This is a genomic window from Vreelandella azerica (assembly GCF_013112225.1).
GTDB lineage: Bacteria > Pseudomonadota > Gammaproteobacteria > Pseudomonadales > Halomonadaceae > Vreelandella > Vreelandella azerica.
This window is the reverse complement of the sequence record NZ_JABFHI010000003.1, coordinates 312,458-337,652: the sequence shown is the minus strand read 5'-3', so window position 1 is coordinate 337,652 and position 25,195 is coordinate 312,458. Positions and strand designations below refer to the sequence as shown.

Here is a 25,195-nt window from a genome sequence, read left to right as displayed (position 1 = left end):
CAGGTGCTGGAACTGATCGCCAGCGGGCAGGCTAGCTCAGGGGTTAACCGGGCTGACGTTTTCGACCTGCAGCAGGCGGCCAGTTTCCCGTGAGAAACTGAAGTGGCCTTCCACTTTCACTTCCTTACCCAGGTACGGGGCAATCAGTTCGTGCGGTTTGATTTCCACCCGATTGAGATCAACATCTTCGATCCAGTAATGCAGCGGCTCATCAAATGAGCGCACCCGGCCTTCAGTGACCACGTTTTGCTCGTCATGGGCACTGCTATTGGCGACCAGTACGGCGAGTGTGACCTCCGCGGCTTGGCCGCATCGCTGTCGCATCCGGCCAGTAGTAGTGCTATTACCAGCCCGGCGGCCAGTGCCGCCGGGCCAGCGGTGAGTTTTATCCTCATTAAATACCTCGCACTAGGTGGGCTTGTGCGCTATTAGCGCGCTGGCATCCGCCAGGGGCGGCCGCCACAGGTGGCAAAGTTCTTGCAGTCAGCGGTGCAGCCCCGGCAAGGCAGGCGAGTAGGCTGGGCGGTATTGGGTGTGGTTGACGTCGTCATGGCGGTCTCTTTTGTGAATCGTGAATCGTGAATCGTGAATCGTGAATCGTGAATCGTGAATAGTGAATAGTGAATCGTGAATCGTGAATTAATAGTAGCCTGATAGCAATCTGGCGTTTCAACCCTTTTGCGGCCGCATTCTCTCGCGGGCATTTTCCAGCCAGGACAGCAAGGCCGGAATCACCAGCAGCACCAGAAAGGTAGAGCCCCCTAGCCCAAAGGCAATCGAGGTGGCCATCGGGATCAGGAACTGGGCCTGCAGCGAAGTTTCAAACAGCAGCGGCAAGAGGCCACCAATGGTGGTCAATGAGGTCAGCAGCACCGCCCTGACCCGCTGCACCACCGCCTCGTTGAGGGCCGCGGTAATGTCCAGCCCCTTATCGCGCTGCTGGCGGTAGAAGCTGACCAGAATAATGGCGTTGTTCACCACGATACCGGAGAGCCCGAACAGACCAAACAGCGACAGTATCGTCAGATCGATACCCAGCGCCCAGTGGCCCAGCAAGGCCCCTACCAGCGAGAAGGGGATAATCGCCATCACAATCAATGGCAGGCTCCAGGACGCAAACACCCAGGTTAAGACGCCGTACATCAGCCCCAGCCCGATCACCAGGCCGGTGCGCATATCCGCCAGGGTTTCACGCTGGTCAGCGGCGCGCCCTTCAAAGCTGGCCTGGAGGAAATACTCGCGCTCCAACTGAGGAATCAGCTCAGCGGAAAGGCTATCAAGCACCTCCTCGGCTGACGTTACTTCGCCGTTGATTTCCGCCGTGACCTCGACCGCCAGCTGGCCTTCGGCGTGGCGCAATGTCTCAAAGCCCTGGCGATGGGAGAATTCCACCACCTGGGCAAGCGGCACCTTGCGGCCATCGGCCAGATTGACCGCCAGCTGCGACAGGGTCGAAAGGCTTTCGCGCTGCTCTCTGGGCAGCTGGACACGCACTTCAATTTCATCCGCGCCAGACTGGTGAATCTGCACAATCTGGCCATCAAAAGCAGTACGCAGCTGGTTACCCAGATCGGCTGTAGTTAAACCCAGCGCCTCACCGTAGGCGTTAACCCGATAGATCAGCTGCTCGCGCCCCCAGGGCATATCATCTGCGGTGCTCAACACCCCAGGCAACCCGGCCATCCCTTGGCCCAGGCGGTCAGCTGCTTCTCGCAGCCCTTCGGCGTCTTCGCCAGTCAGGCGCACATTAACATCCTTGCCCGGCGGGCCTGCCGCGCGTTCGTTGATATTCAGGCTATCCAGTCCAGCGGGCTGCCGGATGCGCTCCCGCCAGGCCTCGATAAAGGCGGCATTGCGCACCTCGCGGGCATCCGGCGAGATCATTTCCACCATCACTGAGCCCACCCCATCGCCGCTGCGGGCAGACCCGTCGCCAGACTGGCTGGTGCCATAGTGAGAGACCGCCGTACGCACCAGGCCGCCGCCCATTGCCTCGTCGGTTTCTTCCAGCGCGGTTTGCAGGTGGTCAACAAAGTCTTCCATCCGGGAACGCTCGGTGCCCGCCACAAAGCTGGCGTTCGCGTAGATAATGCTTGATTCGGGCGATGGAAAGAAGTTGAAGCCCACGCGCCCACCGGCCAGAAGCCCAGCGGTGACCAGGGTCACCGCCAGTGCAGACGCCACTGTGGCGCCACGGTGACGCAGAGTAAACATCGAAAAGCGCCGGAAAGGCCCTTCGCGGAACGCATCAAAGCGCGCTTCGAAGCCTTCTCGCAGCCGCTCCACGCTGAATGTTGAACGGCGGGGTTGCTTGGCAGGTGTCTTTTTCGGCAGAAAGGCGTTGCGCAAGTGGGCAGGCAGAACAATAAAGCATTCCATCAAGGAGGCGATCAACACGCAGATCATGATCACCGGAATATCACCGAGGATATTGCCGATCACCCCGCCCACCATCAACAGCGGCATAAACGCCGCCACCGTGGTCAGCGAGGACGCCACCACCGGCCACAACATACGCCGCGCGGCCCTGCGGAGGCCAGCCGAGGATCTTCCCCCATGCGATGATGGGCATCGGCATCTTCACCCACCACAATAGCGTCATCGACAATCACCCCCAGCGCCATGATCAGCGCAAACAGCGACAGCATGTTGATCGAACCGCCAATCAGCCAGAACACGCCCAGGGATGCCATAAACGCGGTCGGAATCCCCACCGCCACCCAGAACGCCACCTGAGCGGGGAGGAAAAAGTATAAGAGCACAACGACCAGCAGCAGACCGGTCAGGCCGTTCACCAGCAGCAGCGAAATACGCTCGTCAATCAGCTGCCAGGACTCATCAAACACCTCAAGCTCGACCCCAGGCGGCAAGGTCGGGCGCGCTTGCTTTAACCAGTTATCCAGACGTTGGGCTGACGCCAGCGAGTCGCCGCTTTCGGCGCGCTGAAGAATCATCTCTGCAGCGGGCTCGCCACCATAGGAAAGGGTCACTTCCCCTTCGCGTGCTTCCTGATGGATGATGGCAATATCCCCCAGGCGCAGCTGCAGGCGGTCACTGCTCATCACCGTGACATCTTCAAACCCCAGCGCATCGCGGCGCTGCTCCAGCGAGCGCAGTTCGCGGGTGCTGTCCTGCTGGCCCAGCAGCCCGGCAGGTAAGTCCCGAGACATGCTTTGCACCCGAGAGGCAATTTCCTCAAGCGAAAGCCCCAGCGTCTGCAGGCGTTCAGAAGGCACTTCAATACTGATTTGCTGAGCAGGCAGGCCATTGATTTCAATCCGGTCAATGCCATTCATCAGCAGCTCGTCTTCAAAGCGCTGAGTTACCTGGCGCAGTTCCTGAGGCGACATATTGCCGTGCACCAGCAAGCGGGCCACCGGCTCATAGCGGGCCAGGCGCGATACTTCCGGGGCTTCGGCATCCGCTGGCAGGTTGGTAAAGCTATCCACCTGTTGGCGCACGTCATCCAGCACCAGGACAGGATCGCTGCCTTCCTCAAACTCCAGGGTGATGTTGGAAATCCCCTGGGCTGAGGTCGAGGTCATGCGTTTCAGGCTATCCAGGCTGCGCAGGCGCTGCTCAAGGGGGTTAGTGATGCCCTGTTCAATATCTTCGGCAGAGGCACCGCTCCACACTACCCGCACGCTGACCACATCCAGCGCAAAGGTCGGGAAAAACTGGATATTCATACGCGCAATGCCCAGCGCACCGCCCAGCAGCATCACCAGCATTATCAGATTGGCGGCCACCCTGTGGTGGACAAAAAAACCGATCAGGCCACCGCGTTGCATCATGAATCCTGCCCTGTTGCTGCTGGCGCGTTAGTCACTTCCACCCGCAGGCCCTGCACCGCATTGGGCAAATGGGTCGACATGATACGCTCGCCGTCATTCAACGCTTCGGCGCGTACCAGCAGCCAGCGTCCACCGTCGCGCTGGCGAACTTCACCCAAGCGCTCGACCCGCTGGCGCTCAAGGCGATTATCGGCGTTGATACGGTAAATCAGGTCAGCGCCATGCAGAGCGGCATAAGGCACTGCCAGGGCGTCTTCCACCGCCGGGCGGCGCAGCTGCAGCGTGACCATGGCGCCAGGGCGTAGCCCGCTGGCCTCGTCCTCCACTGCAAAAATGGCTTCGATACCGATGGGGTCACTTTCTCCCGCCAGACGTTCCAGCCTGAAGCGCTGTCCGCCTTCACCTACGGCCACCAGGGGCGTGCCCGCATCGAGCGCGGCTTCCAGCTCCGTTTGAAAACGGCGTGGAATACGTGCGCGCACTTCCAGGCCATCCAAGGGGAAGAGTGACAAAAGCGATGCCCGGGCGGCGACATCATCACCGGGGGCCACGTCAACACGGGTGACCCGGCCATCAAAAGGCGCTTCTACACGGCCACGAGCCAGATCACGACGGGCGTTTTCCTCCACCACTCGCGCGCGGGACAGGCGCGCTTCCAGACTCGCCTGCCGCGAGGGATACTCGGCAATCGCGCTTTCCCGGTTGGCAACACTCAGCTGCGCGCGGGCCACGGCATCCCGGGCAGCATCAACATCGGCCTGAGATGTCAAGTTGCGCCCTGCCAGCGAGCGGCTACGCTCAAGCTGGCGGTTGGCACTGGCCAGAATGTTGCGTTCCTGGGTTAATAGCTGACGGTTGTTCTCATGACGAATACGTTCATTTTCCAGCTGAGCTTTCAGGTCGGCTACCTCGGCCTCGGCCTGGCGCACCGGCGATAGCAGATCCTCATCATCCAGCGCCACCAACAGCTCACCCTCAGCCACCCGCTGGCCATCACTGACCGGACGGGCCGTCACGCGGGCCGCAATGGGCGCTACTAGATTGACCATCTCAGGCGCCACCACTTCACCATAAAGCGGCAGTAACGGCACATGCTCGCTCAGCGAGATTGCCAGCGCCTCTACCGGCCAACTGCGTTCCTGAGCCTCAACGGGCACCGGCTCCGGACGCGTCAGACGCAGTGCCATAAAACCGCCCACCCCAAGGGCCAGAATGATAACGGGAATTAAACGTTTAAGCATAAGGATATCTATGTATAGAATAAGTCAAAGCCATGATAACGCATTGTCGCACTTAAGGTCTGTACCGCTGTTAAAGGTTGTACAATACAGCCTGCGACACACCCGCGCAGCACAAAAAGGCCGCTCATGAGTCAACGCCCGAACCACCGTGTACTGTTTAGATTATTAAGCTTACTGCGCCCTTATAGGCTGCGCCTTGCCCTGGCGGGCCTGGCCCTGCTGCTGGCGTCCGGCAGCGTGCTGGCGCTAGGCAACGGGCTACGACTAGTAATTGATAATGGCTTTCTCGCTGAAGACGCCCAGGCGCTAGGCAAGACTCTGGGCCTGATGTTGGGCGTGGTCAGCGTGCTGGCCATGGCATCGGCGCTGCGCTATTACCAGGTGAGCTGGATTGGCGAGCGCCTCGCCGCTGATCTGCGCCAGCAGGTATTCGATCACCTGCTGAGCTTGGAGCCAAGCTTTTTGAAAGCGCCAGCGAAGGGCGCTCAGCCGGTGATATCGCCTCGCGGCTGACCGCCGATACCAGTGTGCTGCAGAGCCTGTTTGGTTCTTCCATTTCCATGGCGTTGCGCAATCTGGTCATGCTGATAGGCGCTGTTGTGCTGATGCTGATCACCCAGCCGTGGCTTTCGGCCATGGTGCTCATCGGCATCCCTACGACCCTTTTGCCGATTGTCTGGTACGGGCGCCGGGTGCGTCGGCTGTCGCGCACCAGCCAGGACAGGGTGGCCGAGCTTGGCCGCTATGCCGAAGAAGCGCTGCGCGGCATTCAGACCCTGCAGGCGTTTTCCCATGAAGCGCAGGACAAGCGCCACTACCGCCAGCGGGTTGAGCAGGCGTTTAGCTCAGCGGTGGCGCGCACCCTCCAGCGCGCCTGGCTTACCGGCATCGCCTTACTGGTGATCTTCAGCGCCGTGGGCCTGATGCTCTGGCAAGGCGGGCAGGCGGTGCTAGCAGGCACCTTAAGCCCCGGCGAGCTGTCAGCGTTTATCTTTTACGCCATACTGGCCGCCGGGGCGGTGGCTACCCTGGCGGAAGTCGCTGGTGATGTGCAACGCGCCGCCGGAGCCGCCGAGCGGCTGCTGGAACTGCTCGATACTCAACCCAGCATCCAGGCGCCCAAGGCCCTCGCCACCCTGAAACAGCCCGCCCAGGGCGCTCTCACTCTCAGCAACATTCACTTTACCTATCCAGGGCGCACGTTTGCGGCGTTGGATGGCATCGACATTACTATTCAAGCCGGTGAACAGGTCGCCGTGGTAGGCCCCTCCGGGGCGGGCAAAAGTACCCTACTGGGGCTGCTGCTGCGCTTTTACGACCCGGCGGCAGGCCGCGTGCTGCTTGATGGTGTGGATATCCGCACGCTTGATCTCAACCAGCTGCGCGCCACTATGGGCTTGGTGGCTCAGGAGCCGGTGCTGTTCAGCGGCTCGGTGGCGGACAACCTGCGCTATGGCGACCCTAATGCCAACCTCGACAGGTTGCGCCGCGCCGCCCAGGATGCCAGTGCGCTGGGCTTTATTGATGCCCTGCCCAATGGCTTTGACACCCCGCTTGGCCCAGGCGGTGTGCAGCTTTCCGGCGGCCAGCGCCAGCGTCTGGCGATTGCCCGCGCTCTGCTCAAGAACCCGGCTGTACTGCTGCTGGATGAAGCCACCAGCGCCCTGGATGCCGAAAGCGAACGGCTGGTACAGCAGGCGCTGGACCGCCTGATGCAGGGGCGCACCAGCATCGTGATTGCCCATCGCCTGGCCACCGTGGTCAACGCTGACCGCCTGCTGGTACTCAAGGATGGCCAGCTGGTGGCGTCAGGCACCCATAGCGAGCTGATTCAGAGTAGCAACCTGTACCGCCACCTGGCCGCCCTGCAGTTTGGCGCTGAGGCGCCTGTTGCTCAAGCTCACTGAACACTGCCACTCAACTCATTCAGTGCTCAACTCATCAGGAGGTTAACGACCATGCCACCCCGTCTACGTGACCGCCGCGTCTGGTTCTCGCTGCTGCTTGGCCTGCTGGGGCTTATCTACCTGTTTAGCATGTCCCAAAGCGGCTTGGCCGAATTCCCCCACCTGATGGCAGGCCTGACAGTGCTCATCCCCTTGACCCTGTTCGGTGTGGTGCTGCGCAGCCCTGGCCCGCCGTCGGCGCACTGATGATGCTGGTGGTGATCAACATCACCCTGGGGTAGCGGCCTGTGGGCATCTGATATACTTGCTAGGCACTCGCAACGTGTAGGCAGCTATCATGGCACTTGCTTCGCCGGACCCTCAGACGCTGGACATACTTCAAACCCTGCTGGCAAGGTTTCCGCAGGTTCAGCTGGCGGTGCTGTTTGGTTCCATGGCCAGCGGTAGCGAAACACCAGATAGCGATATTGATATTGCCGTACAGATGCCACGCCCCATGAGCGCAGCTGAGCGCATCGCCTTAACAAAAGCCATTGCACTGGCCTTCAAACGCCCGGTAGATCTGATCGACCTGCGTACCGTTGGCCAGCCTCTGCTTGACCAGATTGTCGGCAGCGGCAAGCAAGTAGCAGGCACTCGCCACCTGTGGGGGGATCTTATCTATCGCAACATCATGGAAAACGAAGATTTTGTTCCCTATCAGAAACGCATACTTGAAGGACGCCGCCGCCAATGGATGAAGGACTAGTTGCCCAAAAGCTCGAATCACTCAGGCGCTGCATCCAGCAGGTTCCGCGTCCACCTTCTGCCTGACGTGCTAACATCCTTTCCAGACTACAACCTGCCGGAAAGGATGTTTGCCGATGTTCGACTCACCCGCTGCCGTTGCCACGCCGGATGCTATTGAAGCCTTTAAACGATGCCAAAAAGCCGCTTTCGCTGACCTTTGCGATTCCTGATCACCCCTGGGTGGATGGCAACGACGGCGGCGCCGTGCGCATCGCCATGACCGTCGGCCGCGCCGGTGAAACGCCAGGGCTATTGCAGCAGGTCACCCAGGAAAGCAGCGACGAACACCGCGAAGCCCGCGATGTAGTGCTGAATCGCCGTGAGGGTGAAGTGTTTGCCGATTTAACGATTGGCGCAGATGTGGCGGGAGCAAAGCCGCTAAAGTCCAATGAAAATTTGTGTGCTGAGGGAGTGAAACCTCATGGTATGGGCTTTGTACTGTCTCGCGAAGAAGCTAAGTCACTTGGTTATGAGGCAGATGGAAAGCTAGCCAAAGTAATTCGTGAATACAGAAATGGAAGAGATTTAACTCAAAAACCTAGAGATGTGCTCATTATTGATCTTCATGGTCTATCGATTGATGAAGTACGTAATGATTATCCGTCTGTATATCAGTGGATATTAGAGCGGGTTAAGCCTGAGAGAGACCAAAATAGAGAACCTTATCGGAGACAAAATTGGTGGCTTTTTGGAAGAAAAAATACTGATCTCAGAAACTCGATGAACGACATCGACAGGTACATTGCTACCGTAAAAACATCTAAGCATAGACTTTTTCAATATTTATCAACCGAAACATTACCTGATAGCAAACTCATTGCAATTGCTATTGCAGAGAGTTTTGAGTTGGGGGTTGAGGTGGACCCAATCAGTTGGACAACCTGATGGTATCCCTAAGCTATAATCCGGTTGTTTCCCTGACTCAGGCTGCCAGAGATATGGGTTGCCCGTAGTACACCTCATCGGGCGTTTGGTAATCAAGGGTTTGGTGGTACCGGGTCTGATTGTAATGCCAGAAGTACCGGTGGAGCGCCTGCTTCAAGTGTTGTCCATCCTCGAAAGCGGCAAGGTAAACACACTCGTATTTGACGCTGCGCCAGAGCCGTTCCACGAATATATTGTCATGGTAGCAGCCCTTGCCGTCCATGCTGATCCGGATGCCATGATCTTTGAGAACGTTTGTGAAGGCCTCACTGGTGAACTGGACACCCTGATCGGTATTGAAGATCTCCGGCGCTCCATGGCGCTGTAGAGCCTCCTCCAGGACATCGACACAAAAGTCTGTGTCCATGGTGTTGGAGACCCGCCAGGACAGCACCTTGCGGTGTACCAGTCGATGATGGCGACCAGATACATGAAGCCCCGGGCCAGCGGAATATAGCTGATATCTGTTGCCCACACCTGGTTGGGGCGGTCGATTTTCAGCCCTTTGAGCAGGTACGGATAAACCTTGTGCCCGTCGCCCGGAATGCTGGTTCTGGGGCGTGGATACACCGCCTGAATGCCCATGGTGCGCATCAGCCTCTGCACCCGCTTCCGATTGACCCGATAGTCCTGGTGCTGCAAATGGGCACGCATCTTGCGAGAGCCATAGTACGGCGTTTCCAGGTGTTGCTGATCAATCAGATACATCAGGTCCAGATCCTCCTGACATGGCTCACGAGGGACGTAGTACACCGATGAGCGGCTCAGCTTGAGCAGCTCGCACTGGCGTGAAAGACTGATTTGGGGATGACCACGCTCGATCATTGCCAACCGCTGTTGGCGGCTTACTGATCGAGCTTGCGCGACAAAAAATCGCGTTCCACCGTCAGTCGACCAATCTCACGGTACAGCTCGTCTGTGCTGGGCTCATCGGATTGCTTGCCGACCTTCTTCTTGCCTTCGAAGAGGTCGGTAGCGTTCTCCAGCAAGTCGCGCTTCCAGGTGCTGACCATGGTGGGGTGGATCTGAAAACGAGCAGCAATTTCGGATGTGGTCTGGTCGCCCTTGATGGCGGCCAGAGCGACTTTGGACTTGAATGATGCGCTGTATTGTTTGCGTTTCTTGCTCATGATTCTCCTCCTTGTGGAGATGATGAATCATAGCTTAGGCACCTGTCCAAATTTTGGGGTCCACTTCAGGTTCTATCCTCAAAATTACATTTCACTTGGTCTATCGCAACAGGAAGCACGCTAGAAGATAGGCCAACCTATGTTGTATCTCGTTCCTTTGAGACTTTCCCATTCCCTGAACCCAGCGACGAGCAGGCCGCAAAAATCGGCCAACTCGCCGAGCAGATCGACGCCCACCGCAAGCGCCAGCAGGCCGAACACCCCGCGCTGACGCTGACCGGTATCTATAACGTCATGGAAAAGCTCCGCGCCGGAGAATCCCTGACCCAGAAAGAACAAACCATCAACCAGCAAGGGCTGGTCAGCACTCTGCTGGATGATCACGACAAACTTGACCGCGCGGTATTCAGCGCCTACGGCTGGGAGGATCTCGCCGAACAACTGGTCGGCCTGCCCGGCGCCACCACCCCACTGCCGGACAAACCCGCCGCCCAAGCCCAAGCCGAAGAAGAACTGCTGATGCGCCTGGTGGCCATCAACAAAGAACGCGCCGCCGAAGAAGCCCAAGGCAAGGTGCGCTGGCTGCGCCCAGAGTATCAGGCGCCGCAAGAAGCCGCCCCGACCCAGGCCGAAATGGCCAGCGCCACCCGCGCCGACGCCGCCCCCGCTGCCGACAAAACCAAGGCCAGCTGGCCCAAAGACCTCGCCACCCAAGTCACCCTGCTGCGCGATATGCTCGCCGCCAGCCCCCACAGCGCAGAAAGCCTGGCCAGCCAGTTCAAACGCAAACCGGTCAAAGGCGTCAGCGAAGTGCTCTCAGCGCTGGCCGCCCTCGGCCAAGCCCAGCAGGAAAATGAACAATGGCGGCTGGTGAGGTGATAGTGGATAAGCCAAATGACAGTCAGACCCAATACAACCACCACTAACAAAGAGGCCCTGCTTTGCCCATAGACCTCAAAACCCTGGGGCTGTTTCTGGTCACCGCCTTGATGGAGATTCTGGGCTGTTACCTGCCGTACCTGTGGCTGCGGGAGGGCAAAACCATCTGGCTGTTAGTGCCAGGGGCGTTGTGCCTGGCGGCCTTTGCGTGGTTGCTGTCGCTGCACCCTACCGCATCGGGGCGGGTGTATGCCGCCTACGGTGGGGTGTATATCTTTATGGCCATTGTATGGCTGTGGGCAGTGGATGGCGTGCGCCCTACCGGCTGGGACTTGCTCGGTTCAGCGGTGGCGCTTACCGGCATGGCGATTATCATGTTTGCGCCCCGAGCGGCTTGATGCCCAGTGATCAAGGTTTTCTCCCATCATGTGCTTTCCAAACGCTGAATAGACACGTCCAAGAACTTGACCGGAGACCTTTCTTATGAAGAACCAAGTCCTTAACTCAGATCTCAATCGGCGTTACCAACCCCTGGCGGCAAAGCTCCTGAAGCATATCAATAAAGAACGTTGTCGTAACTTTGCTGCAGTTGGGAAACGAGTTCTGTGGTCATAGTCCATTATTGTATTGTTAGTGCACCAAAAGCCTTCTTGGCGCATGGTTTGGAACAGGAATAAACGCCTCGCTGAAGACCTCTGGATTAACCAATCAGGCCGCCACGCTGGCCAATTCGGTCACCCGGTTCCATAGCGCATCGGGCACCTCAACCAGCACTTTCTCTTCGCGCACCGCGCCGGGTAGGCGCGCATCTGGCTGTTCGTTCACAGCTTCTGCCAGGCGGGCAAAGCGTTCATCAAAATGATCCCCAAAGGTGCTGGAGTCAAGCAGCTAGCACTGTCCCAGGTCGTGAGGGGCGCCTTCTGGTGCCTTGAGCGCTTTGACATCCAGCGAGTTTACGCCTCCGGCAATCCCCGCCGCCAGCAATTCGGCCAGCAGGCCAAAGCCCCAACCTTTATAGCCGCCCGCGCTCACCAGGGAACCGCCTAACGCAGCTTCGGGGTCGGTGGTTGGGTTACCTTCTGCGTCAATCGCCCAGCCTTCAGGAATCGGCTCGCCCGCTGCCTTGGCCATAGTAATCTTGCCAAGGGCAACTGCTGAGGTTGAAAAATCAAAATGCAGGCGCAGCGGGTCATCAGTCTGGCGACCTGGCACGCTCAGGGCAATCGGGTTAGTACCAATAGCTGCTTTTGTGCCGCCTGGGGGCGCCACTATCGGTGAAGCATTGGTAAAGCCAAGGCCAATCAGGCCGTGGGCGGCAATCTGTTCGGTGAAGTAACCCAATGAGGTGCAGGTGTGCGCGTGGCAAACCGCCAGCATGGCTATCCCTTGCGCCTGGGCAGCGGCAACCGCTAGCGGTAGCGCCTCAGCAAAGGCAGGCTGAGCAAAACCGTAGCCAGCATCTGCCAGCACAGAAGCTGGCCGGGGTTGGCTGATCGTTGGTTTGGCCTCACCCTTCACCCGCCCGGATACCAATTGCAGGCAGTAGCTTTCCAGGTAATACAGGCCACAGATCACGTTGCCTACGGCCTCCGCCCGGCGCACCGCATGGGCCACGGCGGCGGCAGGCGTTGGTTCGGCACCGTGGGCAATTAACGCACGGTGGGTCGCTGCTTCAATCTCGTCCAGAGTGACCTGCATGAGCACCTCATCATTATCGGTTGTTATTACAGTCAGCTATCTATAGCCATTTACATCAGTCATACATTATATAGCGCTCATTTTATGTTCGCAGCGGCAGTGCGGCACCAATGATCATAAAAACGCCACCGCAGGTGCGGTTAAAGCCGCGGCCAGGTGTTGAACAGCATGAGAGTGCCTCATCAATGGGGAGTTTAGTATAGTAGGCGCCCCACCCTGCGGCGGCGCCCAATATCAGCACCGTGGCAATGACAATAGCGATGGATGAGCGCCGCATAAGGGTCCCTCAAGTGATTAGCCCATCAGGGCCAGATAATGGTCCAGCAACAGCCAGCCAAACAGATACATGATGTAGCGGATGGAAAACCAGAAAGCGCCCAGCGGAGTCTTGGGATCATCGCCGCGCCAGACTTTCCAGTTCCAGTACATGAACCGGCCGTTGAGACCTATGACTCCAAGCAGATAGACCCAGCCGCTCATTCCCGTTGCAAATGGCAGAAGTGTGGCGGCCACCGTCAACCAGCCGTACAGCCAAAGCTGCAGGCGGGTGAAGCTGTTACCGTGGGTGACCGGCAGCATTGGCACACCGGCAGCGGCGTATTCTTCGCGCTTGTGGATGGCCAATGCCCAGAAATGTGGGGGCGTCCAGGCAAAGATGATCAGCACCAACAGCAAGGCATCCGGGCTTAGCTGGCCGGTCATGGCCGTCCAGCCCAGCAGGGGCGGTGAGGCCCCGGCCAGCCCGCCAATAGTGATATTCTGCGGCGTGGCGTGTTTCAGAAAAGCGGTGTATATCACCGCGTAGCCCAAGAGTGCTGATGCAGTCAGTATGGCGGTCAGCGGATTAACCTCGCTCCACAGAAGCCCCAGGCCCGCTAACGACAGCAGGCAGGCATAGGCCGCCGCCTGCCAATCACCAATCCGGCCTTCTGCCACCGGGCGCCGGGAGGTTCTCAGCATCAGCTTGTCCAACCGCCGATCCAGCAGGTGGTTGAAGGCCGCCGCGCCCATTGCCGCCAGGCCAATCCCCACCAGCCCGGTTATGGCCAGCCAGATGTCCGGCAACCCTGGTACGGCCAGCGCCATGCCAACGGCGGCACATATCAGCATGACCAGCACCACGCGAGGCTTACCCAGTTCAAAATAGTCTCTGGCCAGGTTTAAGTACGCTGCCAGTTCCTGCTTTGGATCTATTACCAGTCCTGTATTACGCATGAACCACCTTCCTGTCAGCAAAGACTTGCGGTGTGGATTGACGGTTGCCGAGCGCCCAGCCGCTCTGCAGCAACAGCAGCATCAGCAAGGCCGCACCGGCGGTGTGCAGCAGCGCCACCGAGAGCGGCAGGGCATTCAATACCAGAATGATGCCCAGTGAGACCTGCAGCAGATAGGCGCCCAGCGCCACGCCTAACCAGTGGCGCGCCTGGGCGTGGTTTCTATAGCGCAGCGCCAGGGCCAACAGCACCACCCCCAGCAGCAGCGCCCCAAGGCGGTGAGTGTAATGAATGGCAGTGCGTGCCCCGGCGTGCAGCTGGCCGTACAGATAATTGGGGCCGACCTCCTGTGTCAGGTGGAAGCCTTCATTGAAATCCATGTAGTCAGGCCACCACTGGTGGTTACAGGTAGGAAACCCGCTGCAGGCCACACCGGCGTAATTGCTGGATGTCCACCCCCGAGCGCCACCTGCAAGGCCAGCAACGCTACCACCAGCCACCAGAGACCAGGCAGCTTCAAGCTGGGCGGGTGGCCGTCGCGACAGGCTTTGAGGCGGCGATATAGCCAGAAAAAAGTGGCCAGGACACTAAAGCCGCCCATCAGATGCAGGGTCACGACCTGGGGCCAGAGTTGGAGAGTAACCGTCCAGGCACCAAAGGCTCCCTGCAGGCAGATAAGGCCAAGCAATACAAAGCTTGCCAGCAGCGGATAGCCGGGGATATGCCGATTGCGCCACCCCAGCCAGGCCAGCGCCAGCGCTACCAGCCCCAGGCCGGAGGCAATATAGCGGTGGAACATCTCAACCCAGGCCTTGAAGGTATCCAGCGGCGCATCCGGTGCGAATCCGGCGGCGCGCTCGGCATCCGGCACCACCAGGGCGCCATAGCAGCCAGGCCAGTCCGGGCAACCCAGCCCGGCATCCACCAGGCGCGTCCAGACACCGACAAGAATGACCACAAAGGTAAAACCCACGCCAAGCCCAGCCAACTGCAAGGCCCGTTGAACGGCATGGCGATCATGTTCCTGAAGATTGCCGTCAGCTATCATCATAGCGACCCCTTGTTATTGTTATCCGGGTATATCTTTATCCGGGTCATATGGTTTTCCGGGTATATGGTTTTCCGGCCAGTTACTCCGGGTTGCGTTTGAGCAAACGCGTCAGGTCTTTATGTACATCCTCTATATCAGGGAGCGCCGCATAGCGGGTCACTACGATGCCCTGAGGGTCGACCAGCCAGACCTGAAAGTCCTCCACCCATGACGGCGGGCTGCCTTGCCATTGCAGGTTGGCTTCCCCGGCAACACCTTCTGTTGCTGCTCACTCAGGCGCAGGCGCTCTACCCGAATTGCCTTGCGCCCCAAGGCTCTGTGCATCCGCCACCATTGATCCGCCTGGGCCTGACATTCGGCCGCGCAGGCCTGCGGTGCGCTCCACACCAGTGACCAGCGCTCATTGCTGGCCTGCCATTCCAGCGGCCACTGGTTCAAGGGCGGCAGCTGATGATCCAGTTCCCCCGGGCCACATCGCTCTGCGGGATACCGACCTGCCAGTGCAGCATCGCCCAGGCAACCGGCACGGGCGCCCCCAGCACCACTATCAGCACAATAAACTGCAGTTTGGCTTTCATAGTCTCTCCCCTCATGCTCTCTCCTCACGGCGGTTGTGAGGCTTGTCCTGATAAAGCACCCGGTGCCCGACCACGCCCATCACCAACGCCAAAAGCGCCAGCAAGAGCCACTGAACGGCATAGCCAATGTGCCGTTCGGGAGGCATCTGGCTAGGCTTCCACCAGCTTGCCAGCTTGCCCTCGCCGGCATTCTGGTGCAGCACGCCCTGAAAATGCGGTTGGGTCAGCGCTTGCCAGGGGCTTAGCGCAACCGACTGAAGGCGGTTACCTTCGCGGTTGTCCCCCAGCACCAGATTGCCTGACTGAAGATGCTGCCAGACACCGCTGATTTCCTGTGGCCCCTGCGGTGTGCTGACCTCCGGCTCGACGCTGCGATCCACCACGGTGGGCATAAAACCGCGCTGCACAAGCCACCAGTGGCCGCTATCCGCCACGAAGGGCGTCAGTACCGCAACCCCGACCTGCCCCTCCAGCACCCGGTTATCCAGCCATAGGGTCTGTTCGCCCAGAAAGTGGCCTGAGAGCGTTACCTTGGCCAGATTGGCGGGGGCCGCCTGGGGGTTGTGCAACTTTTCAGTGGCGGCTTGCTGAGCAATCAACTGGGTTTTCTCTGCGGCCCGCTGCCACTGCCAATGAGCCAGCAAGAGCCCCACCACCGTCAGGCTCACCCAGAGCGCCCACCAAGCCGTCAGGCTGACCAGGCGTTTGACCTGGCGGCGGTTATTTGGTCGACTGAATGCCCTGCCATTTCTGCGCTTCAGCGCTGTGGAGTTGATCATGCTAAAGCTCCTGATCGCCCTTACCTTTATCGCCATGCTGGCCAGCCTGGCGGCAGGCGCCGGTTTTCTGCTCAAGGATGCCTCTAGTTCCAGGCGTACGCTGACCTCTCTGAAACTGCGCATCACCCTGGCCGTGGTGCTGATGCTGCTGTTGATCTATGGGTTTTCCCAGGGCCAGCTCAGCTAGGCGAGCGGCTTTAGAAAACCGATCTCAGAAAACCTATTTCAGAAAACCTAGTTCAAAAACATAGACAAACAGAAAGAGGCCAATCCAGACCACATCCACAAAGTGCCAGTACCAGGCACCGGCTTCGAAGGCAAAGTGGTTATCAGCGCTGAAATGGCCTTTCAGCACGCGGACCAGCAGCACCGCCAGAACAATGGCACCAATGGTGACATGCAGGCCATGAAACCCTGTCAGCATGAAAAAGGTCGAGCCGTAGATACCCGCTTGCAGCGTCAGGCCCAGATGATTCCAGGCTTCCACGTACTCGACGCCCTGAACCACCAGAAACACCAGCCCCAACAGCAAGGTAACGATCAGCCACTGGCGCAGCCTGGGCCGGTCGCCGCTTTCAGCGCATGATGGGCAATGGTGAGCGTCACACTGGAAGTCACCAGGATCAGGGTGTTGATCAGCGGTAACTTCCAGGGGTTAACGACTTCCCACGGCCCACCAATGCTGGGGTCCGGGGTATCCATCAAGGGCCAGCTGGCGGTGAACTCCGGCCACAGCAGCGCAGTAACCCCCTTGGCGCCCTCACCATCCAGCCAGGGCACGGCAAATACTCGGACGTAGAAAAGCGCCCCGAAAAAGGCTGCAAAGAACATCACTTCCGAGAAGATGAACCAGGCCATTCCCTGGCGGAAGGAGCGATCCATCTGGCTGTCGTAGAGCCCGCCCATGGATTCATTGACCACATCCCTGAACCAGCCCGCCATCACCAGAGCAATCCCCACCAGCCCTGCCACCAAAAACGGCAGACCCGTTCCATAGCTCATCAGGGAACCGGCGCCAATGGCAGTGCTGCCTATCACTACCACGGCAATGATCGGCCACTTACTGGTAGGGGGAACATAATACTGACTAGTCATACGCGCCTCCCAGTGCGACCACTTCATCTTCATCGCTTGGATAAAGCGAATAGGCCAGCGTTAATGTCTTGATATGCTCAGGCAGATCCGGGGCAATCTGGAAGACCAGCGGAAGCTGTAGCGTTTCGCCCGCCATCAGCGATTGCTGCTGGAAACAGAAACATTCCACCTTGCGGAAATGTTCTGCCCCTGCCGACGGCGTGATACTTGGCACCGCCTTGCCTGAACTGGTGATATCGCCCAGATTGGTAAATCGGAACATGGCCTGAGAAATTTCCCCGGGATGCACGGTGATCACAGGATCCAGCGCCTGCAGCTGCCAGGAAAGCCCAGTGCCCGTACGGGTGACCAGCTGAACCCGCACCTCACGGGATTTATCCACCTCACCTGCACTGACCACCTGGGCCGAACTGGCCGTCTTGCCATTCAGGCCGGTGATTTCACAAAAGACGTCATACAGCGGTATTAAAGCCAGGGTAAAGCCCACCATGCCCACCAGAACGCAGAGCGTCTTGATCACGGTTCGCCTGACTCCGGCACGTGCTTGTGTTGTGCGCATGGCAACCTCCAAAAGCGGCTAGTGACGACTCGGTGATTCAGTCAGTGGGTCGAAAGGGGGTGGTGTATCAAAGGTATGCAATGGCGCTGGGCTGGGTACCGTCCACTCCAGGCCGTCCGCCCCTTCCCAGGCATGGGCATGGGCTTTTTCTCCGCTGCCACGGATGGCTTTGATCAGCACCCAGACAAAAATCAGCTGAGAGAAACCAAACAGGAAGCCGCCAATTGAAGAAAGCATGTTGAAATCGGCAAACTGCAGGGCGTAATCAGGAATGCGCCGCGGCATACCGGCCAGGCCGGAAAAATGCATGGGGAAGAAGGTCAGGTTGACGCCGATCACCGACAGCCAGAAATGCCACTTGCCCAGGGTTTCACTGGCGTAATACCCGGTCCACTTGGGCATCCAGTAATAGGCGGCTGCCATGATCGCAAACAGCGCCCCTGGTACCAGCACATAGTGAAAATGCGCTACCACAAAATAGGTATCGTGATACTGGAAGTCCGCAGGCACGATGGCCAGCATGACCCCCGACAGGCCGCCAATGGTGAACATTACAATAAAGCCCAAGGCAAACAGCATGGGGACTTCAAAGGAAATCGAGCCCCTGAACAGGGTGGCGATCCAGTTGAAGATTTTCACCCCAGTGGGGACCGCAATCAGCATGGTGGAATACATGAAAAACAGCTCCCCCACCAGCGGTATTCCCACCGTAAACATATGGTGCGCCCACACCATGAAAGAAAGTAAGGCAATGGCCGCCGTGGCGTAGACCATGGAGGCATAGCCAAACAGGCGCTTGCGGGCAAAGGTCGGCACGATCAGCGAGACGATACCAAAGGCCGGCAGAATCATGATGTACACTTCCGGGTGTCCAAAGAACCAGAAAAGGTGCTGGAACAGCACCGGGTCGCCCCCCCGGCGGCATTGAAGAAGCTGGTACCAAAGTTGATATCCATCAGCATCATGGTCACCACACCCGCCAGCACCGGCATCACCGCTATCAGCAAAAAGGCGGTAATCAGCCAGGTCCAGACAAACAGCGACATATCCATCAGGCGCATGCCTGGCGTACGCAGGTTGAAGATGGTGGCGATAATATTGATCGCGCCCAGAATCGAGCTGATGCCTGCCAGGTGAATCGACATAATGAAGAAGCTGGTAGAAGGTGGCGCATAGGTGGTCGACAGCGGCGCGTAGAAGGTCCAGCCAAAGTTTGGCCCGCCGCCTTCCATGAACAGGGTGGATAGCAGAATGCCGAACGCTACCGGCAGCAGCCAGAAGCTGAAGTTGTTCAGCCGGGGCAAGGCCATATCCGGCGCGCCGATCTGCATCGGGATCATCCAGTTCGCCAGGCCGACAAAAGCAGGCATGATGGCGCCAAACACCATGATGAGCCCATGCATGGTGGTCATCTGGTTAAAGAATTCCGGCTGGATAAACTGCAGGCCAGGCTGAAACAGCTCAGTTCGGATCACCAGCGCCATACTGCCGCCGACAAACAGCATTACCAGTGAGAACAGCAGATACAGAGAACCGATTTCTTTATGGTTGGTGGTGACGACCCAGCGCATTATGCCAGTCGGCCCGTGCGATGCGTGCGCGGCACCGTCATGTGCGACACCGCTCGTACTCGCCTGCACGGTCGCTTGCGACGTATCAGATGCCATAACATTAGCCTCTTGTTTTTACGCTCTTTTATACGCTTTCCGTATTTCTTGTTATGAGCGTTGTTAAGAGCAGTTTATGATTGTTGTTGTCAGCGCTACGCTATTCAGATTCCAGCATGGCCTGAATCTCCGCTGGCTGTACCTCATCACCCGTCTCATTCCCCCAGGCATTACGCTCGTAGGTAATCACTGCCGCAATTTCGGAAGGTGACAGGTTTTCCCCGAAGGCAGCCATTGCCGTACCCGACCTGCCGTGCAGCACGATTTGCTTGTGGTCTTCCAGCGCACCCGGATCAACCGAGATACCTTCGCCAGCCAGGGCGGGGAAAGCCGGCGGCACCCCTTTGCCATCCGGTTGATGACAGGCAGCACAGTAGGTGGCGTAGGTCGCCTCGCCGCGCTCCATCAGCTCATCCATTGACCACTCACGCCCGGCGCCTTCGGCTTCAGCAGCGGCGGCGGCGCGTTTGCTTTCCAGCCAGACGGCATAGTCTTCCGGGGTCACAGCCCGCACCTCAATAGGCATCATGGCGTGGCCACTGCCACATAGCTCGGCACACTGGCCACGGTAAACGCCGGGTTCATCCACTTCGAACCAGGTCTCGTTGACAAAGCCGGGAATGGCATCCTTCTTGACCGCCAGATCAGGCACCCACCAGGAGTGAATGACATCGTTGGCGGTCAGCAGCAGGCGGATTTTCTGGCCCGTGGGCACCACCATGGCTTCATCCACTTCCACCAGATAGTTGTTACCCTTGGCTTGGGTTCCGTGGATCTGCTCTCTGGGGGTGGCCAGATTACTGAAAAACTCGACGTCATTTTCAAGATACTCATAGCGCCAGCGCCATTGATAGCCGGTCACCAGGATGTCGATATCGGCCTGTGAGGTGTCGTACATCTTTTTCAGGGTGGCGGTTGCCGGCACTGCCATCAGCACCAGTATCACCATGGGAACAGCTGTCCAGAGTATTTCAACGACGGTATTTTCATGGAAATGCGCGGCGCTGGCGCCTTTGGATTTGCGGTAGGCAATCAGCGAGTAGAACATGACGCCAAAAACCACGACGGCAATGGCGACGCAGATCCAGAAGATGGTCATATGCAGCCCGAACACTTCCCGGCTGATCTCGGTGACCCCAACCGGCATATTCCATCCGGATGATGTATTGATAGATGATGCTTGTACGGTAGCCGTTAAAAACGGCTGAGACGCGGCGCCCAGGGCGGCCCAGGTAAGTCGGCTCATCAATTCCCCCTCTTGTTGTTATCAGTCAGGAAGTGCAGCCAGAAAATAAATAGCGTTAAGGTTTTGCAGGTCTCCTTAGAGTTTTTGAGTCAATCACCCTGGGGGCGCTCCCCACGCCCCAGGATGCCTGTTTCAGGATTTTGCAGGTTCGTCAAAGCGCACCAGGTCTTCATAAGCATGCCAGCTGGCATAGCCGAGTACCGGCAGCACCAGTGCCAGCCCGATATAAAAGGTCAGCACACCCGCGACCACACAGCCCGTCAGGATGGCGGCCCACAGCAGCATCGGGCGGAAGTTATGGGCAACACTGCGGATACTGGCTTCAATGCCTTCCATAAAGGTGAGGTCGCGATCCATCAGGGTAGGAATGGCCACCACGCTGATAGTAAAGGCGCCAAAAGCCAGGACGCCGCCAATGGCCGTTCCCACCGCCAGCATGGTCAGCCCCTGCAGGGTAGTAAACAGCGCCAGATAGATCGTATCGACGTTGGGTACGTTCATGCCGAAGAACAGCGCGAACAAAAGTGTTGCCAGCCGAATCCAGGCCAGAAAGAAGATCATCATCATCAGACCCATCATTGCCAGCTGGCCAGCATGTGGCCGCCAGCAACCCAGGGCATGCCCCAGATGAGGCGTTTGCCCGCGCTCAATTGCCTGGCTAACGCCATAAGTACCTACCGCCACCAGCGGGCCGATGAACATAAAGCCAGCGATCAGCGGCAGCAGTACGTGCCAGAACCCCATGGTCACCGCACCTGCAGTCACGGCAAGACTCAGCCCCACCCAGAAGATCCCGTAAGACAGGCTGACAACCGGCGCCCGGCGGAAATCTTCCACACCTGCCAACAACCAGGATTTAGGTCGATCCATACCCACTGAGTTGATATAGATCTTGGTTATCGGCGGTTGTTGAGAGGCGGCGGAGGTAGTTTCTTCGCCATGCCCGCCAGTGTCGGATGCCCCCTGTTGGCGAGTTAGCTGTTTCTGGCGAATCTGTTGCAGAGCTGTTCACATCAGAGCTGTTCATCGCATAACCATCTATGGAAGAACTATTCATGGCAGAACTCCTTTTATTGTTATTGACCCCTGACTTTGCCAAGTCGATATCGTCTTTCAACATTAAGGTTTTATTAAGCATTCCAGATTCACTATAGATGATTACTCCGATGTCATAGACATCCCATGGCAACGAGTACAAAAAGTACATAGAAAGGCCTTCCGACGTCGAAAAAATTGGCGGGCAGACCCTGTGAATAACATTGTTTCTTGATAGTAGTGCTGACTCACCCACTCCCCAGCCAGCGCAGAAACGCCAACCCCCTCAATTGAGGGGTTGGCGATGACAGCTGCTGTGTTTAAAACCAAAACCTTACTGAGGCGCTTCAGCCTCCATCAGATAACGGGCAACGGCATTAAAGGCGGGTAACGTGGTGGCATCGTTGGCAGCATTAGCTGATACCGGGTGGCTGGCAAAACGGGCAATCACCATCTCTGCTGTGGGGTCAATATACAACGCCTGACCATGAACGCCTCGGGCCATAAAGGCCCCCTGCGGGTTGTGAGTTACCCACCACATGTTGCGGTAACTCCAGCCATCCAGCTGGGCGTAGCCCGCCTTGGCAAAGGCCTCTTGACTGCCTCCGGCGCGAATATCCTCAACCACTTCGGGAGCGAGGATCTGCTGGCCGTTATAGCGGCCCTGTTGGCGCACCATCTCACCAAAGCGCGCCAGATCCCGCAGGCCAAGGTTAAGCCCACCGCCTGCAAAAGGAGTGCCGGTGGAGTCAACGCTCATATAGGCATCCTGCTCGGCACCCAGATGACGCCAGACTTTCTCGCTAAGCAGCTCAGCCACCGTGCGCCCCGTCACGCGGGCCAGCACCCAGCCCAGGGCATCGGTGTTAGCTGTACGATAGTGAAAAGCCTCGCCGTGCTCGCCTTCAGACTGCACGGTTTGCAGAAATTCATAGTAGGAACGCGGGCCAGTATAGCCTTCGGGTTTGGGCAGCGGATTACCCGCCGCCGCGTGGGCCCAGACGTCGGCATTGGGGTCAGAATAATCTTCGCTGAAGCGGATACCCGTGGTCATGTCCATCAACTGGCGCAGCGTGGCCGAGCCAAAGGCGGACGCAGCCAGTTCAGGCACATAGCTTGCCACACTGCGCGCTGGGTCAAGCTTACCTTCTGCCACCAGCTGAGCGGCCAGGGTGCCGATAAAGGTTTTGGTCACCGACATGGCGCCATGCTGGCCTTCCGGTTTCATAACACCAAAATAGCGTTCATAGACAATATCGCCCTGATGTAGCACGACAATGCCATCGGTATAATTTTCCTGCAGGGATTGCGCCCAGGTCATGGGGGTATCTGATTGCGTCGGTGTAAACGTCAGGTCATCGATACCTTCATCCAGCCGCTTATCCAGGCTGCCCGGCGCTGACAGCCCACGGGATACATTGACCGTAGGCATCAGCTGGCGAAAGTGGGCGACGCTCCAGCGCATGGCAGGAAACTGGAAATAACTGCCATCCGCAAAGCGGATCATACGCTCTTCAGGAGGCGGTGAACCGACCATCCAGCCCAGGCGTGCCGGGTCACTTTCCGCTGCACTGGGGAAGTCCGCTGCCAAAGCGGTAGCGCTCATAGCCGACAGAAACAGGGCAGCAGCGGCGCAAGGTTTATTCCATTGCATACTCATATTAACTCCTTTTAATAGCTCGTTTTATCAAACAAACAATAGCGCTGATTTAGGGTCTGTTGACGTTTCATCACGGCCGCGACAGAGGCCCTTTTGGTGCAGAACAAGGCGTGAGGAGCGTGGTTGGGTGGTTCCCAATTAGCGACGAACAACGCAGGGCTGTGCCAAAAGGGCCCTGTCCCTTCGGGTTGCGCACCAAAGAACGCCATGCGGCGTTGCGCCACTCGGTAAGGGCACCACCATTGCCGTCGTGTCGCGCCTTGCATGACGCCCTTTGGCGCAGCAACGCGGTTCGCGATGAAACGTCAACAGACCCTAGCGCTGGTCTTTATAGATGCGCCCTCCTTTCATGATCATGGTCAGGTTGCCTTCAGGGTCATGCAGGAAGTCCAGATTCTGACTCGGATCGCCATCCACCAGCAGCAGGTCAGCCAGTGCACCTTCTTCTATCTTGCCCAGCACGCCGGGGTAAGGGTTACGTGGGCCGGAAAGCGCCAACAGTTCGCCGTTGCGCCCGGTGGCCATGGCCAGCGCCGTCAGCGGGTCGTAAAAGCGCGTCAGCTTGGCCAGGTGGCGCAGCTGGTTAGGGGTGTTCTTGGGGTTAAAGAGAATATCGGTTCCCCAGGCGGTCTTGACGTTGAAACGCTGGGCCATTTCGTAGGCGCGCAGCGTGCCTTCCGCCACCTGGCGCTGGGATTCGCGGCGCGCGGCATCCGGGTAGACGTTGGAATCTTCATCCTGCAGAAAGGGCTGCAGGCTCCACCAGGCATCGTGGTCGGCCATCATGCGCACACTGTCTTCATCCGCCAGTTGGCCATGCTCGATCGACTTGACACCTGCCCGCAGCGAACGCTGAATTCCCTTGGAGGTATACACATGCACCATGACGTAGGTGCCCCAGTCGTCTGCCGCCTCTACCGCTGCGCGCAGTTCACGCTCGGTAAACTGGGTGCTGTCCAGGGGGTCATAGGATGACGCCACGCCGCCACCGGCCATCAGCTTGATCTGCGAGGCCCCGAGCATCAGCTGCTCACGGGTACGGCGTAATACCTCCACTTCACCATCGGCAATCATGGCAACGCCCTGACGCTCGGCTTCGCTCAGCGGCGTTGTAGTACCACGGGGTACTTCATGGCGCATACGGAAATCGCCATGCCCAGAAGTCTGGGAGATCATCGCACCGGCCGGAAAGATACGCGGCCCAACCGCCACGCCGTTATCAATGGCGCGCTTAAGCGCAAAGGAAGGCCCGCCCACATCACGCACCGAAGTCACCCCGCGCATCAGGGTGCGCTCAGCTTCCCGAGCCGCCACCAGATGCACATAGCCGATATCAGCGGTCATGGCTTCCACCTGGGAAATCGCCGCCAGCGTGGTATGCCAATGGGCATCAATCAGGCCGGGCATCAATACCCGCCCACCGCAGTCAATCACATCAGCCTCTCCGGCTTCCCCCGGCAGGCAGAATGGCGGTGATCTTGCCACCTTCCACCCTGACCGCCATGCCTTCCTGCAAGGCGCCGCCGGTGCCATCAAACAGCTTCAGATTGGTCAACAGCATGGGCCCATCTCGCTGCTCCGGCTGCTGGCCCACCGCAAAGGGCGTATGCAGCCCCGCGAACATAGCCATGACCGCAGCCGTTCCGCCCAGCATCTGCCGCCGGGTGATCTCTGCCATCACCCGGTTATGAAACTGCTGTAGCACAGGCGAACCGCAGCAGCAGGCGCCATGGTGATGCCCTAGCGCTGGCTGACTTTGGGAAAGTGGGGTAAACACTGAACGGGCATAGGACATGCAAACATCCTTTATATGAATAAAATACTTATAAGCGAAGACTGAACAAATTAATTCCAAACGCAGGAATGACTACATAATTACAATAGGCCATATGTATTAACTATATACCAAGATACAGATTTCACTAGGCCAACAGGAATATACATTTTGC

The 25,195-nt window shown here is 58.3% G+C and carries 24 protein-coding genes and 4 pseudogenes; 8 read left to right on the top strand and 20 right to left on the bottom strand.

Going from position 1 to position 25,195, the window contains the following annotated elements; all coding sequences use genetic code 11:
• Window positions 1–36: 36 nt before the first annotated feature.
• The 5 genes from HLB35_RS09435 to HLB35_RS09425 form a co-directional block, all read right to left on the bottom strand.
• Window positions 37–324, bottom strand: coding sequence for a hypothetical protein (locus tag HLB35_RS09435; protein WP_235937104.1), 288 nt, complete (start codon window positions 322–324; stop codon window positions 37–39).
• Between the two features lie 104 nt (window positions 325–428).
• Window positions 429–551, bottom strand: a complete 123-nt coding sequence (locus tag HLB35_RS17875; RefSeq protein WP_268895900.1) for a hypothetical protein — start codon at window positions 549–551, stop codon at window positions 429–431.
• 118 nt (window positions 552–669) lie between these two features.
• On the bottom strand, window positions 670–2,514 hold the full coding sequence (locus tag HLB35_RS17870; RefSeq protein ID WP_268895899.1) for an efflux RND transporter permease subunit: 1,845 nt from the start codon (window positions 2,512–2,514) through the stop codon (window positions 670–672).
• The gene (locus HLB35_RS17865) at window positions 2,484–3,791 is read right to left on the bottom strand and encodes an efflux RND transporter permease subunit (protein WP_268895898.1); all 1,308 of its coding nucleotides are present in this window, start codon (window positions 3,789–3,791) and stop codon (window positions 2,484–2,486) included. The genes HLB35_RS17870 and HLB35_RS17865 overlap by 31 nt, the downstream gene beginning before the upstream one ends.
• Window positions 3,791–5,035, bottom strand: a complete 1,245-nt coding sequence (locus tag HLB35_RS09425) for an efflux RND transporter periplasmic adaptor subunit (protein WP_171702380.1) — start codon at window positions 5,033–5,035, stop codon at window positions 3,791–3,793. The genes HLB35_RS17865 and HLB35_RS09425 overlap by 1 nt, the downstream gene beginning before the upstream one ends.
• Window positions 5,036–5,161: 126 nt before the next feature.
• Between HLB35_RS09425 and HLB35_RS17225 the strand changes: the two genes are divergently transcribed.
• The 5 genes from HLB35_RS17225 (at window position 5,162) to HLB35_RS09405 (ending at window position 8,616) form a co-directional block, all read left to right on the top strand.
• Window positions 5,162–5,548, top strand: coding sequence for an ABC transporter transmembrane domain-containing protein (locus HLB35_RS17225; RefSeq protein ID WP_235937103.1), 387 nt, complete (start codon window positions 5,162–5,164; stop codon window positions 5,546–5,548).
• A gap of 14 nt (window positions 5,549–5,562) precedes the next feature.
• Window positions 5,563–6,942, top strand: coding sequence for an ATP-binding cassette domain-containing protein (locus tag HLB35_RS09420; protein WP_328731459.1), 1,380 nt, complete (start codon window positions 5,563–5,565; stop codon window positions 6,940–6,942).
• Between the two features lie 51 nt (window positions 6,943–6,993).
• A complete protein-coding gene (locus HLB35_RS09415; RefSeq protein WP_216601470.1) occupies window positions 6,994–7,188 on the top strand; it encodes a hypothetical protein in 195 nt (64 codons plus the stop codon).
• A 91-nt stretch (window positions 7,189–7,279) separates the two neighbouring features.
• Window positions 7,280–7,690: a type VII toxin-antitoxin system MntA family adenylyltransferase antitoxin gene (gene mntA / locus HLB35_RS09410; protein WP_171702379.1), complete on the top strand. Its 411-nt coding sequence runs from the start codon at window positions 7,280–7,282 to the stop codon at window positions 7,688–7,690.
• A 155-nt stretch (window positions 7,691–7,845) separates the two neighbouring features.
• A complete protein-coding gene (locus HLB35_RS09405) occupies window positions 7,846–8,616 on the top strand; it encodes a DNA methyltransferase family protein (RefSeq protein ID WP_171702378.1) in 771 nt (256 codons plus the stop codon).
• 37 nt (window positions 8,617–8,653) lie between these two features.
• Here the strand turns inward: HLB35_RS09405 and HLB35_RS09400 are convergent.
• Window positions 8,654–9,785, bottom strand: a pseudogene (locus tag HLB35_RS09400) (IS3 family transposase).
• A 294-nt stretch (window positions 9,786–10,079) separates the two neighbouring features.
• On the opposite strand from HLB35_RS09400, the gene HLB35_RS09395 reads away from it, so the two are divergent.
• Together HLB35_RS09395 and HLB35_RS09390 are read left to right on the top strand one after the other, a co-directional pair.
• The gene (locus tag HLB35_RS09395; protein WP_171702377.1) at window positions 10,080–10,664 is read left to right on the top strand and encodes a hypothetical protein; all 585 of its coding nucleotides are present in this window, start codon (window positions 10,080–10,082) and stop codon (window positions 10,662–10,664) included.
• Between the two features lie 62 nt (window positions 10,665–10,726).
• On the top strand, window positions 10,727–11,062 hold the full coding sequence (locus HLB35_RS09390; protein ID WP_171702376.1) for a YnfA family protein: 336 nt from the start codon (window positions 10,727–10,729) through the stop codon (window positions 11,060–11,062).
• A gap of 490 nt (window positions 11,063–11,552) precedes the next feature.
• Here the strand turns inward: HLB35_RS09390 and HLB35_RS09385 are convergent, their stop codons facing one another.
• The 6 genes and pseudogenes from HLB35_RS09385 to HLB35_RS09360 all read right to left on the bottom strand — a co-directional run bounded on the left by HLB35_RS09385 (window position 11,553) and on the right by HLB35_RS09360 (window position 15,984).
• On the bottom strand, window positions 11,553–12,362 hold the full coding sequence (locus HLB35_RS09385) for an Ldh family oxidoreductase (RefSeq protein WP_216601469.1): 810 nt from the start codon (window positions 12,360–12,362) through the stop codon (window positions 11,553–11,555).
• Window positions 12,363–12,656: 294 nt separating this feature from the next.
• A complete protein-coding gene (locus HLB35_RS09380) occupies window positions 12,657–13,577 on the bottom strand; it encodes a heme o synthase (protein WP_171702375.1) in 921 nt (306 codons plus the stop codon).
• A pseudogene (locus HLB35_RS09375) lies at window positions 13,570–14,624 on the bottom strand (COX15/CtaA family protein). Before HLB35_RS09375 ends, HLB35_RS09380 begins: the two are co-directional and overlap by 8 nt.
• Window positions 14,625–14,786: 162 nt before the next feature.
• On the bottom strand, window positions 14,787–15,065 hold the full coding sequence (locus tag HLB35_RS09370) for a hypothetical protein (RefSeq protein ID WP_171702374.1): 279 nt from the start codon (window positions 15,063–15,065) through the stop codon (window positions 14,787–14,789).
• Window positions 15,062–15,205 carry a hypothetical protein gene (locus HLB35_RS09365; protein WP_171702373.1) on the bottom strand — a complete coding sequence of 48 codons (144 nt, stop codon included), beginning with the start codon at window positions 15,203–15,205 and terminating at the stop codon, window positions 15,062–15,064. The genes HLB35_RS09370 and HLB35_RS09365 overlap by 4 nt, the downstream gene beginning before the upstream one ends.
• An 11-nt stretch (window positions 15,206–15,216) precedes the next feature.
• A complete protein-coding gene (locus HLB35_RS09360) occupies window positions 15,217–15,984 on the bottom strand; it encodes an SURF1 family protein (protein ID WP_171702372.1) in 768 nt (255 codons plus the stop codon).
• On the opposite strand from HLB35_RS09360, the gene HLB35_RS09355 reads away from it, so the two are divergent.
• Complete coding sequence (locus HLB35_RS09355; protein WP_171702486.1) at window positions 15,980–16,171, top strand: DUF2909 family protein; 192 nt, start codon at window positions 15,980–15,982, stop codon at window positions 16,169–16,171. The genes HLB35_RS09360 and HLB35_RS09355 overlap by 5 nt on opposite strands.
• A gap of 33 nt (window positions 16,172–16,204) precedes the next feature.
• On the opposite strand, the pseudogene HLB35_RS09350 reads toward HLB35_RS09355, so the two are convergent.
• The 8 genes and pseudogenes from HLB35_RS09350 to HLB35_RS17220 all read right to left on the bottom strand — a co-directional run bounded on the left by HLB35_RS09350 (window position 16,205) and on the right by HLB35_RS17220 (window position 25,041).
• Window positions 16,205–17,079, bottom strand: a pseudogene (locus HLB35_RS09350) (cytochrome c oxidase subunit 3).
• On the bottom strand, window positions 17,072–17,638 hold the full coding sequence (locus HLB35_RS09345; protein WP_171702371.1) for a cytochrome c oxidase assembly protein: 567 nt from the start codon (window positions 17,636–17,638) through the stop codon (window positions 17,072–17,074). Before HLB35_RS09345 ends, HLB35_RS09350 begins: the two are co-directional and overlap by 8 nt.
• 18 nt (window positions 17,639–17,656) lie before the next feature.
• Window positions 17,657–19,209 (bottom strand): annotated as a pseudogene (gene ctaD / locus HLB35_RS09340) (cytochrome c oxidase subunit I).
• Between the two features lie 196 nt (window positions 19,210–19,405).
• Entirely contained in the window at window positions 19,406–20,551 is a 1,146-nt protein-coding gene (gene coxB / locus HLB35_RS09335) for a cytochrome c oxidase subunit II (RefSeq protein WP_171702370.1), read from the bottom strand.
• A gap of 132 nt (window positions 20,552–20,683) precedes the next feature.
• A complete protein-coding gene (locus tag HLB35_RS09330) occupies window positions 20,684–21,421 on the bottom strand; it encodes a DUF2189 domain-containing protein (protein ID WP_171702369.1) in 738 nt (245 codons plus the stop codon).
• A gap of 499 nt (window positions 21,422–21,920) precedes the next feature.
• A complete protein-coding gene (locus HLB35_RS09325; RefSeq protein WP_235937102.1) occupies window positions 21,921–23,240 on the bottom strand; it encodes a serine hydrolase domain-containing protein in 1,320 nt (439 codons plus the stop codon).
• Window positions 23,241–23,561: 321 nt separating this feature from the next.
• Entirely contained in the window at window positions 23,562–24,731 is a 1,170-nt protein-coding gene (locus HLB35_RS09320; protein ID WP_328731456.1) for a metal-dependent hydrolase family protein, read from the bottom strand.
• Window positions 24,682–25,041, bottom strand: a complete 360-nt coding sequence (locus HLB35_RS17220) for a hypothetical protein (RefSeq protein ID WP_235937101.1) — start codon at window positions 25,039–25,041, stop codon at window positions 24,682–24,684. The genes HLB35_RS09320 and HLB35_RS17220 overlap by 50 nt, the downstream gene beginning before the upstream one ends.
• Between the last annotated feature and the right edge of the window lie 154 nt (window positions 25,042–25,195).

Excerpts from the sequence above, each read along its gene's own strand:
- coxB (WP_171702370.1), bottom strand. The coding sequence starts at position 20,551 with ATGAGCCGACTTACCTGGGCCGCCCTGGGCGCCGCGTCTCAGCCGTTT.
- HLB35_RS09360 (WP_171702372.1), bottom strand. The coding sequence starts at position 15,984 with ATGATCAACTCCACAGCGCTGAAGCGCAGAAATGGCAGGGCATTCAGT.
- HLB35_RS09380 (WP_171702375.1), bottom strand. The coding sequence starts at position 13,577 with ATGCGTAATACAGGACTGGTAATAGATCCAAAGCAGGAACTGGCAGCG.
- HLB35_RS09365 (WP_171702373.1), bottom strand. The coding sequence starts at position 15,205 with ATGAAAGCCAAACTGCAGTTTATTGTGCTGATAGTGGTGCTGGGGGCG.
- HLB35_RS17225 (WP_235937103.1), top strand. The coding sequence starts at position 5,162 with ATGAGTCAACGCCCGAACCACCGTGTACTGTTTAGATTATTAAGCTTA.
- HLB35_RS09425 (WP_171702380.1), bottom strand. The coding sequence starts at position 5,035 with ATGCTTAAACGTTTAATTCCCGTTATCATTCTGGCCCTTGGGGTGGGC.
- HLB35_RS09395 (WP_171702377.1), top strand. The coding sequence starts at position 10,080 with ATGGAAAAGCTCCGCGCCGGAGAATCCCTGACCCAGAAAGAACAAACC.
- HLB35_RS17220 (WP_235937101.1), bottom strand. The coding sequence starts at position 25,041 with ATGTCCTATGCCCGTTCAGTGTTTACCCCACTTTCCCAAAGTCAGCCA.
- HLB35_RS09435 (WP_235937104.1), bottom strand. The coding sequence starts at position 324 with ATGCGACAGCGATGCGGCCAAGCCGCGGAGGTCACACTCGCCGTACTG.
- HLB35_RS09385 (WP_216601469.1), bottom strand. The coding sequence starts at position 12,362 with ATGCAGGTCACTCTGGACGAGATTGAAGCAGCGACCCACCGTGCGTTA.
- HLB35_RS17870 (WP_268895899.1), bottom strand. The coding sequence starts at position 2,514 with ATGTTGTGGCCGGTGGTGGCGTCCTCGCTGACCACGGTGGCGGCGTTT.
- HLB35_RS17865 (WP_268895898.1), bottom strand. The coding sequence starts at position 3,791 with ATGCAACGCGGTGGCCTGATCGGTTTTTTTGTCCACCACAGGGTGGCC.
- HLB35_RS09330 (WP_171702369.1), bottom strand. The coding sequence starts at position 21,421 with ATGGATCGACCTAAATCCTGGTTGTTGGCAGGTGTGGAAGATTTCCGC.
- HLB35_RS09345 (WP_171702371.1), bottom strand. The coding sequence starts at position 17,638 with ATGCGCACAACACAAGCACGTGCCGGAGTCAGGCGAACCGTGATCAAG.
- HLB35_RS09325 (WP_235937102.1), bottom strand. The coding sequence starts at position 23,240 with ATGCAATGGAATAAACCTTGCGCCGCTGCTGCCCTGTTTCTGTCGGCT.
- HLB35_RS17875 (WP_268895900.1), bottom strand. The coding sequence starts at position 551 with ATGACGACGTCAACCACACCCAATACCGCCCAGCCTACTCGCCTGCCT.
- HLB35_RS09415 (WP_216601470.1), top strand. The coding sequence starts at position 6,994 with ATGCCACCCCGTCTACGTGACCGCCGCGTCTGGTTCTCGCTGCTGCTT.
- mntA (WP_171702379.1), top strand. The coding sequence starts at position 7,280 with ATGGCACTTGCTTCGCCGGACCCTCAGACGCTGGACATACTTCAAACC.